Origin of the sequence: Streptomyces sp. NPDC093109, from assembly GCF_040701725.1 — a bacterium.
Lineage (GTDB): Bacteria > Actinomycetota > Actinomycetes > Streptomycetales > Streptomycetaceae > Streptomyces.
In genome coordinates this window covers 39,382-52,672 of sequence record NZ_JBFBEZ010000008.1, presented here as the reverse complement: position 1 = coordinate 52,672, position 13,291 = coordinate 39,382, and the positions used below count along the sequence as shown (strand labels likewise).

The window sequence follows — 13,291 nt, the reverse complement described above, 5'->3', positions numbered from 1 at the left end:
CCCCCGCTCCGCCCCCGGATCCGTCCCCGTTCCCGTCCCCGCTCCCGCCGCCACACCGCGCGCACCCCACGCCCTCCTCGTCCTCCCGCCGACCCTAACCGGCGCGTGCGGCGCCGGGCAGGCGCGCGGCGGGTGGGCACAGGGGCGCGGCCGGGCGCATCACGACCGCACGCGCCACAGGCCGCACGCCCCCGTGGGGACCCCCGTACGCTGAGTGGGGAGATCGGACCCGGGCGTGCGCGGCACGCCCCGGGCGGGGACGGGAGCTGAGACCGGGTTGGGTGCTGTCATCACATGGTGGGGTCATGCCACCTGTACGGTCGAGGACTCCGGCGTCCGGGTGCTGACCGACCCGCTCTTCACGCGCCGGCTGGCCCATCTGCGCCGCAGGCTCGGCGCCGTACCGCCGCCGGAGGCCGCCGTCGCCGATGTGGTGCTCGTCTCGCATCTGCACTCCGACCATCTGCATCTGCCGTCGCTGGCGGCGCTCGCGCCCGGCACCCGGCTGATCGTGCCGCGCGACGCGGCGTGGTCGGTGCCGGGGCTGCGCCGGCTGGACGCCCGGCGCGGCGGGGCCGGGCTGCGGATCACCGAGGTCGAGGCGGGCGACGAGGTTGAGGTCGGGCCGCTGCGGGTACGGGCGGTGCCGGCCAGGCACGACGGCCGCCGGCTGCCGGTGGGGCCGCACCGCTCCCCCGCGCTCGGCTATGTGGTCAGCGGCGAGTCCCGGACGTACTTCGCGGGCGACACCGGGCTCTTCGACGCGATGGCGGACACGGTGGGGCCGGTCGATGTGGCGCTGCTGCCGGTGGGCGGCTGGGGGCCGCGGCTGGGGCCCGAGCATCTGGACGCGGGCCGTGCGGCCCAGGCGCTGGCCCGGCTGGCGCCGGCCGCGGCGGTGCCGGTGCACTTCGGCACGTACTGGCCGATCGGTCTCGACGCGGTACGGCCGCACGAGTTCTACGCGCCGGGCTCGGAGTTCGTACGGCAGGCGGCCGGGCTCGCGCCCAAGGTGGCCGTCCATCTGCTGCGGCACGGCGAGAGCGTGGCGCCGGAGGCGGCGGCGTGATCGAGCGGTTCTTCTCCCAACTGGTGGCGCTGCCCACCGAGTCGACCCAGCAGGCCGTCGGCTATCCGTCGGTGTTCCTGCTGGTGTCGCTGGGCGCGCTGGTGCCGGTGGTGCCCACGGGAGCGGTGGTGAGTTCGGCGGCGGTGGTCGCCTTCCACCAGACCCATCCGCTCGCGCTGCTGTTCGTGTTCCTCGTCGCGTCGTGCGCGGCCTTCCTCGGCGATGTCGCGCTGTACTGGCTCGGCCGGCGCGGCGTCGGCTCCCGCAGCGGCTCGCGCTGGCTGGCCGCACTGCGCCGCCACGCGCCCCCGGACCGGCTGGAGCAGGCGCAGCTGAGGCTGCGGGAGAACGGTGTGACGGTGCTGGTCCTCTCCCGGCTGGTGCCGGCCGGCCGGATTCCGGTGATGCTGGCCTGCCTGCTGGGGGACTGGCCGCTGCGCCGGTTCGCCCGGGGCGATGTGACGGCCTGCCTGGCGTGGTCGGCGACGTACATGCTGATCGGGATAGCGGGCGGTTCGCTCTTCCCCGAGCCGTGGGAGGGGGTGCTCGCGGCGGTGGTCCTGACGGTGGTCCTGAGCGCGGCCCCGGCGCTGTGGCGATGGCTGCGGGGCTCGGGGTCGGGTTCGGGGTCGGAGGGCCGGCCCACGTAAGTCCCCGGGGCGGATCGGGGTGACCGGGCCGGGGGTGACCGGGCCGGGGTGACCGGGCCGGGGTGACCGAGGCGCCCGTTACCGCTCCAGCGCCGTCGCCAGATCCGCGAGCGCCAGCGCGACCTGTGGCAGCCGCAGCGGATCGGGCGCCGTCAGGGCAGCCAGGCGCTGCGCCGGGTCCGTGCCGAGCAGGGGCGCGGTCGGCAGCCGTACGCGCAGCGCCGCCGGGTCGTCGCCGAAGCGGTGGCCGCCCGGTACGGCGGTGCCAAGGCGCGCGCTCAGGTGGTTCTCCAGCTCCAGCGAGTCGGTGACCCCGAGCCCGGCCAGGCGCGCGCGCAGCGGCCCGAGGTCGGCGTAGAGGAACCGGCCCGCGCGCGGGGTCCTGGCGAGGGCGCCCGCGTCGAGCACGGCGCGGTGGGCGGCGGCGGCCACGCGCCCGTGCAGCGCGGCGGCGGCCCGCGTCCTGGCGGTGACGGCGGCGGGCTCGCCGAGCGCGTGGACGGCCGCCGCGGCGACCGGTCCCGCGACCGTCGCGCCGAGCGCGGTGAGGAGATCGAGCGTCCTGGCGCGCAGGGCGGCGCCCTCCGGGGTCGCGGGGAAGCGTGCGACGGCCAGCGGCCAGGCCGCCGGGAGCAGCGAGCCCACCGCGTCGGCGAGGACCACGACCTCGTCGGGCCACATCTCCGCCGGGCTGAGCAGCACGGTCTCGTGCGGCCGGTGCAGCGTGTCGCGCCAGGTCTCGTCGCTGACGACGCGCAGCCCCGCCGCGAGGGCCGCCTCGCAGGTCTCGCGGACGAGTTCGGGCGGGGCGACGGTGGCGGTGGGGTCGTCGGCGGGGCAGAGCAGCAGCACGCGCGGCGCGCCGCCCTCGGCCCGTACCCGCCGCACCGTCTCCAGCAGGGCGAACGGATCGGGTACGCCGCCCGCGTCCGCCGACACGGGGACGTGGTAGGCCGGGCGGCCCAGCAGACGGGCCTGCGGGGTCCACCGGGCGGGGCAGGGCCGGGGCATCAGGACGTCCCCGCCGTACGCGGCGAGCAGCGCGAGCAGCAGGGGCTGGACGCCTGGCGCGGCGGCCATGTCGTCGGGCCCGCCGTGCAGGCCGCGCCGCCACCAGTAGCCGCGGGCCGCCTCCCGCAGGGCCGCACCGCCGCCGGGCGGCTGGGCCTCGGTGTGCCGGACCGCCGCCGCGCACGCCCCGGCCAGCTCGGGGAGGACGGGCAGGCCGGTGCCGGGCGCGGGCGGACCGTACCGTACGGGGCCACGGTCCTCGGTGGTCGTACGCGGCACAGCGCCACCTCCCGTCGCGGCCGTTCGTAGCCCTTTATCCCCCTTTATACGGAGGTTTGCCACCCCCTGCTCCCGGACCGCACGGCTTGATGCCGCGCTCCCGGGGTAGCCGGGTTCCATGACCGACACCTTCGCGGCACTGTTCGACTCCTGGGACCGACACGCCTTCCGCTCCGTCGCCGGGCGGCACTGGCCGGGCGCCGATCCGGTGCTGCCCCGGCTGAGCCGGAGCGCCAACCACGGGCTGCTGTGGTTCGGCGCCGCCGCGGGCATCGCCGTGCTCGGCCGCGGGGCGAAGTCGCGCCGGGCGGCCCTGCGGGGCGCGGTGTCGCTGGGGGTCGCCTCGGCGGCCGTCAACACGGTGGTCAAGCACGCGGTAGGGCGCCGGCGGCCGGCGCTCGACGCCGTGCCGATCGTCCGGCAGCTGAAGCGGCGGCCGTTCACGACCTCCTTCCCTTCCGGGCACGCGGCCTCGGCCGCCGCCTTCGCGACCGGGGTCGCGCTGGAGTCGAAGGGCTGGGGCGCGGCGGTGGCACCGCTCGCCGCCGCCGTGGCGCTCTCCCGCGTCTACACCGGCGCGCACTATCCGAGCGATGTGGTGGTGGGCGCGGCGCTGGGGGTGGGCGCGGCCTTCGCGGTGCGCGGGCTGGTGCCGACGCGCGCCCAACTGCCCTCGCCGGGCCGCCCGTACGCCGAGGCACCCGCGCTGCCCGGCGGCCGGGAGCTGGTCGTGGTGGTCAACCGCGCCTCCGGTTCTTCGGACACGGCGAGCCTGGTGCGCGACGCCCTGCCGGAGGCGGACATCGTGGAGTGCGAGCCGGAGGAGGTCGAGAGCGCGCTGGAGAAGGCGGCGGGGCACTGCCGCGCGCTCGGGGTCCTCGGCGGCGACGGTACGGTCAACCGGGCCGCGGTGATCGCCGTGCGCCACGGGCTGCCCCTGGCCGTCTTCCCCGGCGGCACGCTGAACCACTTCGCGTACGACCTGGGCATAGAGCATGTTCACGACACGGCCAGGGCGGTGTCCGAGGGGGACGCGGTCCGGGTCGACCTGGGGCGCTTCACCCCGGGCCCGGACGGGAAGACGCCGGGCCACTTCCTCAACACCTTCAGCCTCGGCGTCTATCCGGAGCTGGTACGCGTGCGCGAGCACTGGTCGCCGCGGATCGGCGGCTGGCCCGCCGGGGTGCTGGCGGCGCTGAAGGTGCTGCGCGGCCGGCACCAGCTGGACGCCGAGTTCGAGGGCCGGCCGCGCTCACTGTGGCTGATGTTCGCCGGAAACGGCATGTACGAGCAGATGGGCCCCACCCCGGGCCACCGCCGCGATCTGGCCGACGGGCTGCTGGACGTACGGATCGTCCACGGCGGCCGGACCCCGGGCCTGCGTCTCCTCGGCGCCGCACTGGCGGGCCCGCTGAGCCGCTCCCCCTTCCACGCGGCCGAGCGGATGCGCCGGGTGCGCCTCGCGGGCATCGCGCCGGGCACTCCGCTGGCCTTCGACGGCGAGGTGACCGAGGCGCCGGAGGAGCTGACGCTCGACAAGGCGGCGGAGGCACTGCGGGTCTACCGGCCGAAGGCGCTGTAGGACGGACAGGAGGGGCGCGCGGCCGAGCGCATCCCGAGCACCGATGTCCACATTCCAAGACATGGGTCTCACTATTCGACATCGGGGCGTAGCGTGGCAGGACCACTTCACGTACGGGAGAGGGAGTCCGGCCATGCCGAAAGAGACCGCCGTCTACACCCACGGACACCACGAGTCGGTGCTGCGCTCGCACACCTGGCGCACCGCCGCCAACTCCGCCGCGTACCTCCTCGCCGAGCTGCGCCCCGGTCAGGACGTGCTGGACGTGGGGTGCGGCCCGGGGACCATCACCGCCGACCTGGCGGCGCTCGTCGCCCCGGGCACGGTGACGGCCGTGGACGCCGCCGAGGAGGTCCTGGACAAGGCACGCGGGGCGGCGGAGGCGGCCGGGGTGGACAACGTCCGCTTCGCGGTCGCCGACGTCCACGATCTGGACTTCCCCGACGACTCGTTCGATGTCGTCCACGCCCATCAGGTCCTCCAGCACGTCGGCGATCCGGTGCGTGCGCTGCGCGAACTGCGCCGCGTGTGCAGGCCCGGCGGGGTGATCGCGGCGCGCGACGCGGACTTCGGGGCCTTCGCCTGGTTCCCGGCCGTACCCGTGCTGGACGACTGGCGGGAGGTGTACCGCCGGGTGGCCCGCGCCAACGGCGGCGAGCCCGACGCCGGCCGCCGGCTGCTCTCCTGGGCCAGGCAGGCCGGTTTCCCCGATGCCGCGATCACCGCGACGGCCACCACCTGGTGCTTCGCCACGCCGGAGGAGCGCGCCTGGTGGAGCGGGCTGTGGGCGGACCGGACGACCGCGTCGGACTACGCGGGGCTGGCGGTCGGCGGCGGCCACGCGACGGCCGGGCGGCTGGCGGAGTTCGCCGGGGCGTGGCGCGCGTGGGGCGCCGCCGAGGACGCGTGGTTCATGGTGCCGCACGGCGAGATCCTCTGCCGGGTCTGAGGAGCGGGGCCGTGCCCCGAGCGGGGCCGTGCACCGAGCCGGGCCGTGCACCGAGCGGGAGCACACGGACTCCCGCGGAGGCGCCCCCACCAACTACCCTGTCGGGCATGGAAATCCTGGGAACCACGCTGCGCGTCTGCGTCGACGACCTGGAGACCTCGGTCGCGTTCTACGAACGTCTCACCGGCAGTCCCGCGCTCCGTTTCGAGCGCGGCGGGGTCTCGGTCGCCGCCGTCGGCTGCTTCCTGCTGATGAGCGGTCCCGCGTCGGAGATCGACGTCCTGCGCAAGGTGACTGCGACCATCGCCGTCAAGGACGTCGAGGAGGCGCGCACCGTCCTCACCGGCACCGGGGCGAAGGTCATCGTGGGCCCGGTCGCCACCCCGGTCGGCCGGAACCTGATCGCCGTCCACCCCGACGGCTCGGTCTTCGAGTACGTCGACCGCAAGGCCGCCGAAGCCGGCTGACGCGAGCGGTCCCGTACACCCGGTTACGGTACGAGCGCCGCCACCAGCAGATCCGTGAGCAGCGTCGCGCCCGTGCCGTCCGGGTCCAGATCCGGGTCGTAGATCGTCACGTTGAGCCCGACGCACCGCTCCGAGCCGGCCAATGTCCGCAGCAGGGTGGTGAGTTCGTCCGGGAGCAGGCCGCCGGCGTCCGGGCTGTCCACGGCCGGCATGACCTCCGGGTCGAGGACGTCGGCGTCCAGATGCACCCAGAACCCGTCCAGCTCCGGCGCCTCCAGCGACAGCGCCGCCGCGGCGGCCACCTCGGCCACGCCCCGCTCCCTGAGCTCGCCCACCGTCGTGTGGGAGATCTTCAGCCGGGTGAGTTCCGCGCGGTCCTCGTCCTCGTCCCGCATCCCGAAGAGCCGGACGTCCTCGTCCCGCAGATACGGGCGCAGCCCCTCCAGATCGGTCAGGTCCCGCTGGCCGCGTCCGGTGCCGAGGGCCAGCTCCTCGCCGCCCGCCGCGCCGATGGCGGTGGAGTTGCCGGGGTGCCTGAAGTCGGCGGAGCCGTCGATGGCGGCCAGGCCGTACCGGCCCCTGCGGCGCAGCGCGAGGGACGCGCCGAGCTGGATGGAGCAGTCGCCGCCGAGCACGACCGGGAAGTCCCCTGCCCGTACGTGCTGTTCGATGCGGTCGGCGAGCCTGGGCGTGTACGCGGCGAGCGCGGCGGCGTTGAAGACGCCGTCGCCCTCCCGCCAGTCGCCCCTGTCGTAGCGCGGCGGCACGACGACCCCGCCCTCGCGCGCGCCGAGGCGCCGCACGATGTCCTGCTCACGCAGGGCACCGGCCAGTTTGTAGCAACCGGGCACCGTGCCCGGGGCGGGCGGGCGCAGGCCCAGGTTGGAGGGGGCGTCGATCACCACGAAATTCCGCATGCGAACCATCCTCTCTTACGTACGCTGGCGCCTTCACACCTGACGTACCTGTTGACGAAGAGAGAGCGAGCGGCGCGATGACCACGCAGCACACCTATCGGGTGATCGTCCGGGGGACCTGGAACGGGCTGCCGGACGACGTACGCACGCGGCTGCTCGCGGAGGTGGCGGACCACGGGCTGACGCAGATGCGGTTCACGCCGGACGGGTCGCTGACGTACGACCGGACGCTGAAGCACTTCAGCTACCGCTACGAGCTGCTGTCCGACGCGGCCGACGGCCCGGAGATGGCGGGCGCGCTCGCGGAGGACCGCGCGGAGACGGCGCTGCGCGCGCTGGGCGGCGAGTGGGGCGAACTGCGCTCGACGGTGACCGACCTGGACACCATGAAGATCAACCGCAAGGGCCGCTCACCCGTGCGGTGATCGCCCAGCGCTCGTGGTCGCGCCACGCGCCGTCGATGAACAGGAAGTCCGGCGAGAACCCCTCCAGCCGGAAGCCGGCCCGCCGTACGAGCGCGATCGACGCGGCGTTGGCGGGCTGGATGTTGGCCTCCAGCCGGTGCAGCCCGAGCGGCCCGAACGCGTGGCGCAGGACCAGGCCGAGCCCCTCGGTCAGCAGCCCGCGCCCGGCCGCGTGGGCGAACGCGCCGTATCCGAGCGCACCGCACTGGAAGCCGGCCCGGACGATGTTGTTGATGTTGATGAACCCGGCCACCCGCCCGTCCTCGCGGGCACGGACGAGATACCCCTGCTTGGTGGGGTCCTCGACGATCCGGCCCGCGTACGCCGCGAACGCCTCGGTGTCCTCGGGCGGGAACAGCCAGGGCCGGTGCAGCTCCCTGCTCGCGCGCGCGAGCGCCGTGAACTCCTCGGCGTCGTCGAGGCGGTACGGATCCAGACGGGTGCGGGGGCCCTCGGCGAGCGGGAGGGCGAGGTTCTGGTCGGGCATCCGGACACCCTAAACGGACAGCGGGAGCAGCTCGGCAGACGGGCGGCGGCGCGGCAGACGGGCGGCGGCGCGGCAGACGGGCGGCGGCGCGGCTCAGCCAGGTCAGCTCAGCGCGGGCACCTCCAGCGTCAGGGACGGCCGCCCCTCCCCCGCCGCCGGCGCGTCCAGCACCGCCGGCACGCCCAGCGCCACCGTCGGCGCCGTGTCCGCGTGCCCGAAGCCCAGCTCCTCGACGACCGGTACGCCCAGCGGGCCCAGCCGGTCGAGCAGCACCGCGCGCACCTCGTCGTAAGGGCCGCACCGCTCCCAGGAACCGAGGGCGATCCCGGCGACGCCGTCCAGCCATCCGGAGCGCAGCAGCTGGGTGAGGATGCGGTCGAGGCGGTACGCCTCCTCGCCGATGTCCTCGATGAGCAGCAGCCCGCCCGCGGCCGAGGGCCGTGCGTGCGGGGTGCCCAGCTCCGCCGCGAGCAGGCTGACACAGCCGCCGAGGGTGACCCCGCGCGCCCGGCCGGGCACCAGCGTGCGGGCCGTGTCCGGGGCGAGGGTACGGACCGACGCGGGGTCCAGCAGCGTGGCGCGCAGCGACTCCTGGACCTCGGCCGCCTTGAGGAAGGCCAGGGCGGCGGTCATCGGGCCGTGCAGGGTGGCCAGTCCCAGCCGGACGGCGAACGCCTCGTGCAGGGCGGTGATGTCGCTGAAGCCGACGAAGACCTTGGGACCCGCCGCCCGCATCGCGTCCCAGTCGAGCAGCTCCACCATCCGCTGTGCCCCGTAGCCGCCCCGGGCGCACATCACCGCGCTCACGGCCGGGTCGCACCAGGCGTCCTGGAGGTCGCGGGCACGGTCCTCGTCCGTGCCCGCCAGATAGTCGAACCGTGGGTGGCGGTCGAGGACGTGCGGGGCGGCCACCGGATCGAGGTCCCAGCCGCGCAGGATGTCCAGCCCCGCTTCGAGCCGCTCCCCCGGTACGGGCCCGCTCGGCGCCACGACGGCGACCCTGGCCCCCGGGCGCAGCCGCGCGGGCCGGGTCAGCGGCGTCACAGGTACCTTCATCGCTCCATCTCCAGCAGCGGGACATCGGGACGCGCGAAGCCGAAGGTCCACGCGTACAGCGACAGTTCGGCCTCCAGCGCCCGGACCATGGTGTCCGCCCGGCGGAAGCCGTGGCCCTCGCCCTCGAAGGCGATGTACGCGTGCGGGATGCCGCGCCCGGCCATCCGGTCGAGGAAGCGCTCGCACTGCGCGGGCGGGCAGATCACGTCGTCGAGCCCCTGGAGCAGCAGGAACGGCGCGGTGATCCGGTCGACGTGGTGCAGCGGCGAGCGCTCGTGGTAGCGCTCGGGAACCTCGGCGAGCGGCCCGACGAGCGATTCGAGGTAGCGGGACTCGAAGTCGTGGGTCTCGTCGGTGGCCCAGCCCAGCAGATCGAGGATCGGATAGCTGATCGTGCCGCAGGCGTAGACATCGGTGCTGGTCAGCGAGGCCGCCGCGGTCCAGCCGCCCGCGCTGCCGCCGCGTACGGCGAGCCGCGCGCGGTCGGCGGTGCCCTCCGCCGCCAGCTCCTCGGCGACCGCCGCGCAGTCCTCGACGTCGACCACGCCCCACTGCTCGCGCAGCCGTTCGCGGTACTCCCGCCCGTAGCCGGTGGAGCCGCCGTAGTTGACCTCGGCGACCCCGATGCCCCGGGAGGTGAAGTAGGCGATCTCCAGGTCCAGGACGAGCGGCGCGTGCCCGGTGGGCCCGCCGTGCGCCCACACCACGTACGGCGGCAGTTCGCCCTCGGGCGCGGTGTGTCCCGGGTGGTGCGGCGGATAGATCTGGGCGTGGATCTCCCGGCCGCCGGGTCCGGTGAAGGTACGCGGCCGGGGGTCGGGGTAGTACGCGGGGTCCACCGGGTCGTGGTGGGCGGCGCCGATCACCCGGGTCCGTCCCGTGGTGGTGTCCAGCTCCACGATCTCGTACCCGTGGCGCGGTCCGGCCGCGACACCGATCACCCGGTCGCCGCTGACGGCGAGGGTGGACGCCCACTCGGTCCAGGGCCCCTCGGCGTCCACAAGGGTGCCGTCGGCCGGGTCGAGCACGCCGAGCGCGGTGGTGCCCCGGCCGTGGATGACGGCGATCCGGCCGTCGTCCAGCGGATGGAACCACTGGGAGCCGATCTTCCAGAGCGGCCCGCCGAACTCCTCCCGGCGGCCGGGGCAGAGGCTGGTGCTCGCGATCACGCCCGGTCCGGCCGCCGCGTCCCCGTCCACCCGCAGGCGCTGCACCTCCCACCAGCCGCTGAGGTCGGAGACGAGGAGCAGCGAGCCGTCGGGGGCCCAGTCGACCTGGGCGACGGACTCGTCGGTGCCGCCGGCGACCGGCCTGATCCCCCGGAAGGGCCCGCCGTCGGCCACCTCCCCGAGCATCACCACCGTGCCGTCCCAGGGCATCCGCGGATGGTCCCAGGCGATCCACGCGGCGTGCCGGCCGTCCGGGGAGAGCCGGGGTCCGGTGACGAAGCGGTGCCGGTCGTCGGAGAGCTCCCGGACGGCCGTACGGTCCTCGGCGGCCGAGCCGTCCAGCGGTACGGCGGCGATGACCCGGCGGACGTCGGTGGGGCCCTTGCCGGTGAACTCCTCCAGTACACACCAGACTTCGCCCCGGTCGGGGTGGAGCACCGGGTCGGCCCAGCGCAGCCCGCCCCCGATCGCGGACACGGGGGTGAGGGGCCTCGGCTCGCCCGCGCCGTCCGGCTCGTACGCGTACAGCCGCTGGTCGGGGAAGTGGACGAAGACGACGAGCGGGCCACCGTCGGAGCGGGCGGCGCCGGCCCAGGGCACGCCGCCGTACTCGATGACCCGGCTGCGGACGTTCCACGGCGCGGGCAGGACCGACTCCTCGCGTCCTTCGGCCGTCAGCCGTACGAGCGCGCGCCGACCGTCCTCGGCGGGGCGGGGCGCCGTCCACCACACCTCGTCGCCGACCGTCCCGACGTACTCGGGACGGCCGTCGTGCGAGGCGGCGAGGGCGGCGTCGATCGGCGACGGCCACGTTCCGTACGGGATGGCGCTCCGCGCGGTTTCCATCAGCGGTACTCCTCGCTCTCTAGGCGGACTTGAGATAGTGGTCGAGGACCCGGACGCCGAAGTGCAGCGCCTCGACGGGTACCCGTTCGTCGACGCCGTGGAAGAGCGCCTGGTAGTCGAAGCCGGGGGGCAGCTTCAGCGGCGAGAAGCCGTAGCCGGTGATGCCGAGCCGGGAGAACTGCTTGGCGTCCGTGCCGCCCGACATGCAGTACGGCACGGCGTGCCCGGCCGGGTCGAAACGCTCGACGGCGGCGCGCAGTTTGGCGAAGGTCGGCGAGTCGACCGGCGCCTGGAGGGCGACCTCCCGGTGGTGGAACTCCCACTCCACATCGGGCCCGGTGAGCTGGTCCATGGTGGTGCGGAACTCCTCCTCGCCGCCGGGCACCATCCGCCCGTCGACGAAGGCCGTGGCCCGGCCCGGGATCACATTGACCTTGTAACCGGCCTCCAGGACGGTCGGGTTGGCGCTGTTGCGCACGGTCGGCTCGACCAGTGCCGCCGCCGGACCGAGCTTGCCCAGCAGCCCGTCCGGGTCGAAGTCCGGCGCGTGGACGTCGGCGTCGATGCCGTACAGCGCGGCGAGTTCGGCCAGGGCGGCCCGTACGGTCGGGGTGAGCCGGACCGGCCAGGGGTGGTCGCCGATCCTGGCGACGGCGGCGGCGAGCCGGCTGACCGCGTTGGCGCGGTTCACCTTCGAGCCGTGGCCGGCCTTGCCGTGGGCCGTGAGCTTGAGCCAGCCGGTGCCGCGCTCGCCGGCGGCGATCGGGTAGAGCGCCATTCCGGGTCCGGCGTGGAAGGTGAAGGCCCCGGACTCGCTGATGCCCTCCGTACACCCCTCGAACAGCCCGGGGTGCCGGTCGGCCAGGAAGCCGGCGCCGTCCTCCGCGCTGGCCTCCTCGTCGGCGGTGTAGGCGATGACGATGTCCCGGCGCGGCCGGACGCCGGTCCTGGCCCAGGACCGGACGACCGACAGGACCATCGCGTCCATGTTCTTCATGTCGATGGCGCCGCGGCCCCACACCACCCCGTCCCTGATCTCCCCGGAGAACGGGTGCACGGTCCAGTCGGCGGGCTCGGCGGGCACCACGTCGAGATGCCCGTGGACCAGGAGGGCGTCGGCGGACGGATCGGTGCCCTCGATCCTGGCGACCACGTTGGTGCGGCCGGGAGTGCGTTCCAGCAGCACCGGCTCGATCCCGGCGTCGGCGAGCCGCTCGGCGACGTACTCCGCCGCCGGGCGCTCGCGGCAGTCACCGCTGCCCCGGTTGGTCGTGTCGATGCGGATGAGCTCGGAGGTGAAGGTGACGGCCTCCGCCATCGCCGCCTCGTCCGGCGTCGTCGCGTTCAGTGTTGTCCCGTCCGGTGTCATCGCGTCAGCCATACTGCTCCTCCACCGCCGCCGAGACGATCGTCGTGACCGCCTTGAAGGTACGGATGCCCTCGTACATGGTGTCGCTCGTGTACGACACGCGGCGCTCGCCGCTGAGCGCCACCCCCGGGACCACCGTGGCCGCCGCGGAGAGATGCGCGGCGTCGAACTCCAGCTCCAGGGTGAACGGGCCGCCCCGGACCGGTTCGTACCGCACGGCCAGCTCGGTGGCCTCTTTCGCGGCGGCCCGGATGTCGGCGGCGGTACGGGCCGGGGTGCGGCACACCGCCGCGTACCGCGAGACATGGTCCTTGACGGCGACCTTGCGCGCCTCCGGCGCGTACCCCAGCGCGTCCTCGCAGGTCAGGTCGTCGCCGGTGACGAGCACGACCGGCACGCCGTACTCCGCGACGACCCGCGCGTTCAGCAGGCCCTCGCTCGCCCGCACCCCGTTCAGCCAGACCCCCGTCAGGGAGTTGGCGAGATAGGTGTGCGCGAGCACCCCCTCGGCACCCGCGCCCGTGTGATAGCCGACGAACGCGATGGCGTCCACGTCGCCGCTCTGCACCCCCTCGACCATGGTGAGCTCCTTGTGGCGGCCGGTGAGCAGCTCGGCGCGCTCGTCCAGCCGTTCCAGCAGCAGGTTCCGCATGGTCCAGTGCGCCTCGTTGACGAGCACCTCGTCGGCGCCGCCGTCGAGGAAGCCCAGGACGGCGGCGTTGACGTCGGAGGTGAACAGGGAGCGGCAGCGTTCCCACTGGGGTGTGCCCGGCAGGACGTCGGCCGGCCAGGTCACCCCCGTGGCGCCCTCCATGTCGGCGCTGATGAGGATCTTCATGGCGAGAAACGTACGCGTCCCGGCAGAACCGGGCCAGCCCTGTGGACAACCGCCGGCGGACCGGACCGGCGAAGTCACCCCGGACGGCCCACGACCAGGGCTTTCACCGGAGGACGCCCGGTCCGCCCGACTCGCCCG

At 74.8% G+C, this 13,291-nt stretch carries 13 protein-coding genes; 6 read left to right on the top strand and 7 right to left on the bottom strand.

The features are described from left to right. Positions 1–277 precede the first annotated feature (277 nt). Together AB0389_RS10655 and AB0389_RS10650 are read left to right on the top strand one after the other, a co-directional pair. A complete protein-coding gene (locus tag AB0389_RS10655; protein WP_366394964.1) occupies positions 278–1,069 on the top strand; it encodes an MBL fold metallo-hydrolase in 792 nt (263 codons plus the stop codon). Continuing rightward, entirely contained in the window at positions 1,066–1,719 is a 654-nt protein-coding gene (locus tag AB0389_RS10650) for a VTT domain-containing protein (RefSeq protein WP_366394963.1), read from the top strand. Before AB0389_RS10655 ends, AB0389_RS10650 begins: the two co-directional genes overlap by 4 nt. 78 nt (positions 1,720–1,797) lie before the next feature. Here AB0389_RS10650 and AB0389_RS10645 read toward each other — a convergent pair whose 3' ends face one another. Next, positions 1,798–3,009 carry an aminotransferase class I/II-fold pyridoxal phosphate-dependent enzyme gene (locus tag AB0389_RS10645; protein ID WP_366394962.1) on the bottom strand — a complete coding sequence of 404 codons (1,212 nt, stop codon included), beginning with the start codon at positions 3,007–3,009 and terminating at the stop codon, positions 1,798–1,800. 118 nt (positions 3,010–3,127) lie between these two features. On the opposite strand from AB0389_RS10645, the gene AB0389_RS10640 reads away from it, so the two are divergent. From AB0389_RS10640 to AB0389_RS10630, 3 genes are all read left to right on the top strand, one after another. Next, positions 3,128–4,591 carry a phosphatase PAP2 family protein gene (locus AB0389_RS10640; RefSeq protein WP_366394961.1) on the top strand — a complete coding sequence of 488 codons (1,464 nt, stop codon included), beginning with the start codon at positions 3,128–3,130 and terminating at the stop codon, positions 4,589–4,591. Between the two features lie 133 nt (positions 4,592–4,724). Next, positions 4,725–5,540, top strand: coding sequence for a class I SAM-dependent methyltransferase (locus AB0389_RS10635; protein WP_366394960.1), 816 nt, complete (start codon positions 4,725–4,727; stop codon positions 5,538–5,540). 107 nt (positions 5,541–5,647) lie between these two features. After that, the gene (locus tag AB0389_RS10630; protein WP_366394959.1) at positions 5,648–6,007 is read left to right on the top strand and encodes a VOC family protein; all 360 of its coding nucleotides are present in this window, start codon (positions 5,648–5,650) and stop codon (positions 6,005–6,007) included. Between the two features lie 23 nt (positions 6,008–6,030). Here AB0389_RS10630 and AB0389_RS10625 read toward each other — a convergent pair whose 3' ends face one another. Beyond that, complete coding sequence (locus AB0389_RS10625; protein WP_366394958.1) at positions 6,031–6,924, bottom strand: arginase family protein; 894 nt, start codon at positions 6,922–6,924, stop codon at positions 6,031–6,033. A gap of 77 nt (positions 6,925–7,001) precedes the next feature. Here AB0389_RS10625 and AB0389_RS10620 point away from each other — a divergent pair, with 77 nt between their 5' ends. After that, positions 7,002–7,349, top strand: a complete 348-nt coding sequence (locus AB0389_RS10620) for a DUF6204 family protein (RefSeq protein WP_366394957.1) — start codon at positions 7,002–7,004, stop codon at positions 7,347–7,349. Here the strand turns inward: AB0389_RS10620 and AB0389_RS10615 are convergent. The 5 genes from AB0389_RS10615 to AB0389_RS10595 form a co-directional block, all read right to left on the bottom strand. Further along, entirely contained in the window at positions 7,318–7,875 is a 558-nt protein-coding gene (locus tag AB0389_RS10615; protein ID WP_366394956.1) for a GNAT family protein, read from the bottom strand. The two genes, AB0389_RS10620 and AB0389_RS10615, sit on opposite strands and share 32 nt — an antisense overlap. A gap of 102 nt (positions 7,876–7,977) precedes the next feature. Further along, entirely contained in the window at positions 7,978–8,931 is a 954-nt protein-coding gene (locus AB0389_RS10610; RefSeq protein WP_366394955.1) for an LD-carboxypeptidase, read from the bottom strand. Continuing rightward, complete coding sequence (locus AB0389_RS10605; RefSeq protein ID WP_366394954.1) at positions 8,928–10,946, bottom strand: prolyl oligopeptidase family serine peptidase; 2,019 nt, start codon at positions 10,944–10,946, stop codon at positions 8,928–8,930. The genes AB0389_RS10610 and AB0389_RS10605 overlap by 4 nt, the downstream gene beginning before the upstream one ends. Positions 10,947–10,965: 19 nt before the next feature. After that, positions 10,966–12,327: a M20/M25/M40 family metallo-hydrolase gene (locus AB0389_RS10600; RefSeq protein WP_366394953.1), complete on the bottom strand. Its 1,362-nt coding sequence runs from the start codon at positions 12,325–12,327 to the stop codon at positions 10,966–10,968. Continuing rightward, on the bottom strand, positions 12,320–13,153 hold the full coding sequence (locus AB0389_RS10595; protein WP_366394952.1) for a M55 family metallopeptidase: 834 nt from the start codon (positions 13,151–13,153) through the stop codon (positions 12,320–12,322). The genes AB0389_RS10600 and AB0389_RS10595 overlap by 8 nt, the downstream gene beginning before the upstream one ends. Positions 13,154–13,291: the final 138 nt, after the last annotated feature.

Excerpts from the sequence above, each read along its gene's own strand:
- AB0389_RS10605 (WP_366394954.1), bottom strand. The coding sequence starts at position 10,946 with ATGGAAACCGCGCGGAGCGCCATCCCGTACGGAACGTGGCCGTCGCCG.
- AB0389_RS10630 (WP_366394959.1), top strand. The coding sequence starts at position 5,648 with ATGGAAATCCTGGGAACCACGCTGCGCGTCTGCGTCGACGACCTGGAG.
- AB0389_RS10635 (WP_366394960.1), top strand. The coding sequence starts at position 4,725 with ATGCCGAAAGAGACCGCCGTCTACACCCACGGACACCACGAGTCGGTG.
- AB0389_RS10595 (WP_366394952.1), bottom strand. The coding sequence starts at position 13,153 with ATGAAGATCCTCATCAGCGCCGACATGGAGGGCGCCACGGGGGTGACC.
- AB0389_RS10625 (WP_366394958.1), bottom strand. The coding sequence starts at position 6,924 with ATGCGGAATTTCGTGGTGATCGACGCCCCCTCCAACCTGGGCCTGCGC.
- AB0389_RS10615 (WP_366394956.1), bottom strand. The coding sequence starts at position 7,875 with ATGCCCGACCAGAACCTCGCCCTCCCGCTCGCCGAGGGCCCCCGCACC.
- AB0389_RS10620 (WP_366394957.1), top strand. The coding sequence starts at position 7,002 with ATGACCACGCAGCACACCTATCGGGTGATCGTCCGGGGGACCTGGAAC.
- AB0389_RS10610 (WP_366394955.1), bottom strand. The coding sequence starts at position 8,931 with ATGAAGGTACCTGTGACGCCGCTGACCCGGCCCGCGCGGCTGCGCCCG.
- AB0389_RS10640 (WP_366394961.1), top strand. The coding sequence starts at position 3,128 with ATGACCGACACCTTCGCGGCACTGTTCGACTCCTGGGACCGACACGCC.
- AB0389_RS10600 (WP_366394953.1), bottom strand. The coding sequence starts at position 12,327 with ATGGCTGACGCGATGACACCGGACGGGACAACACTGAACGCGACGACG.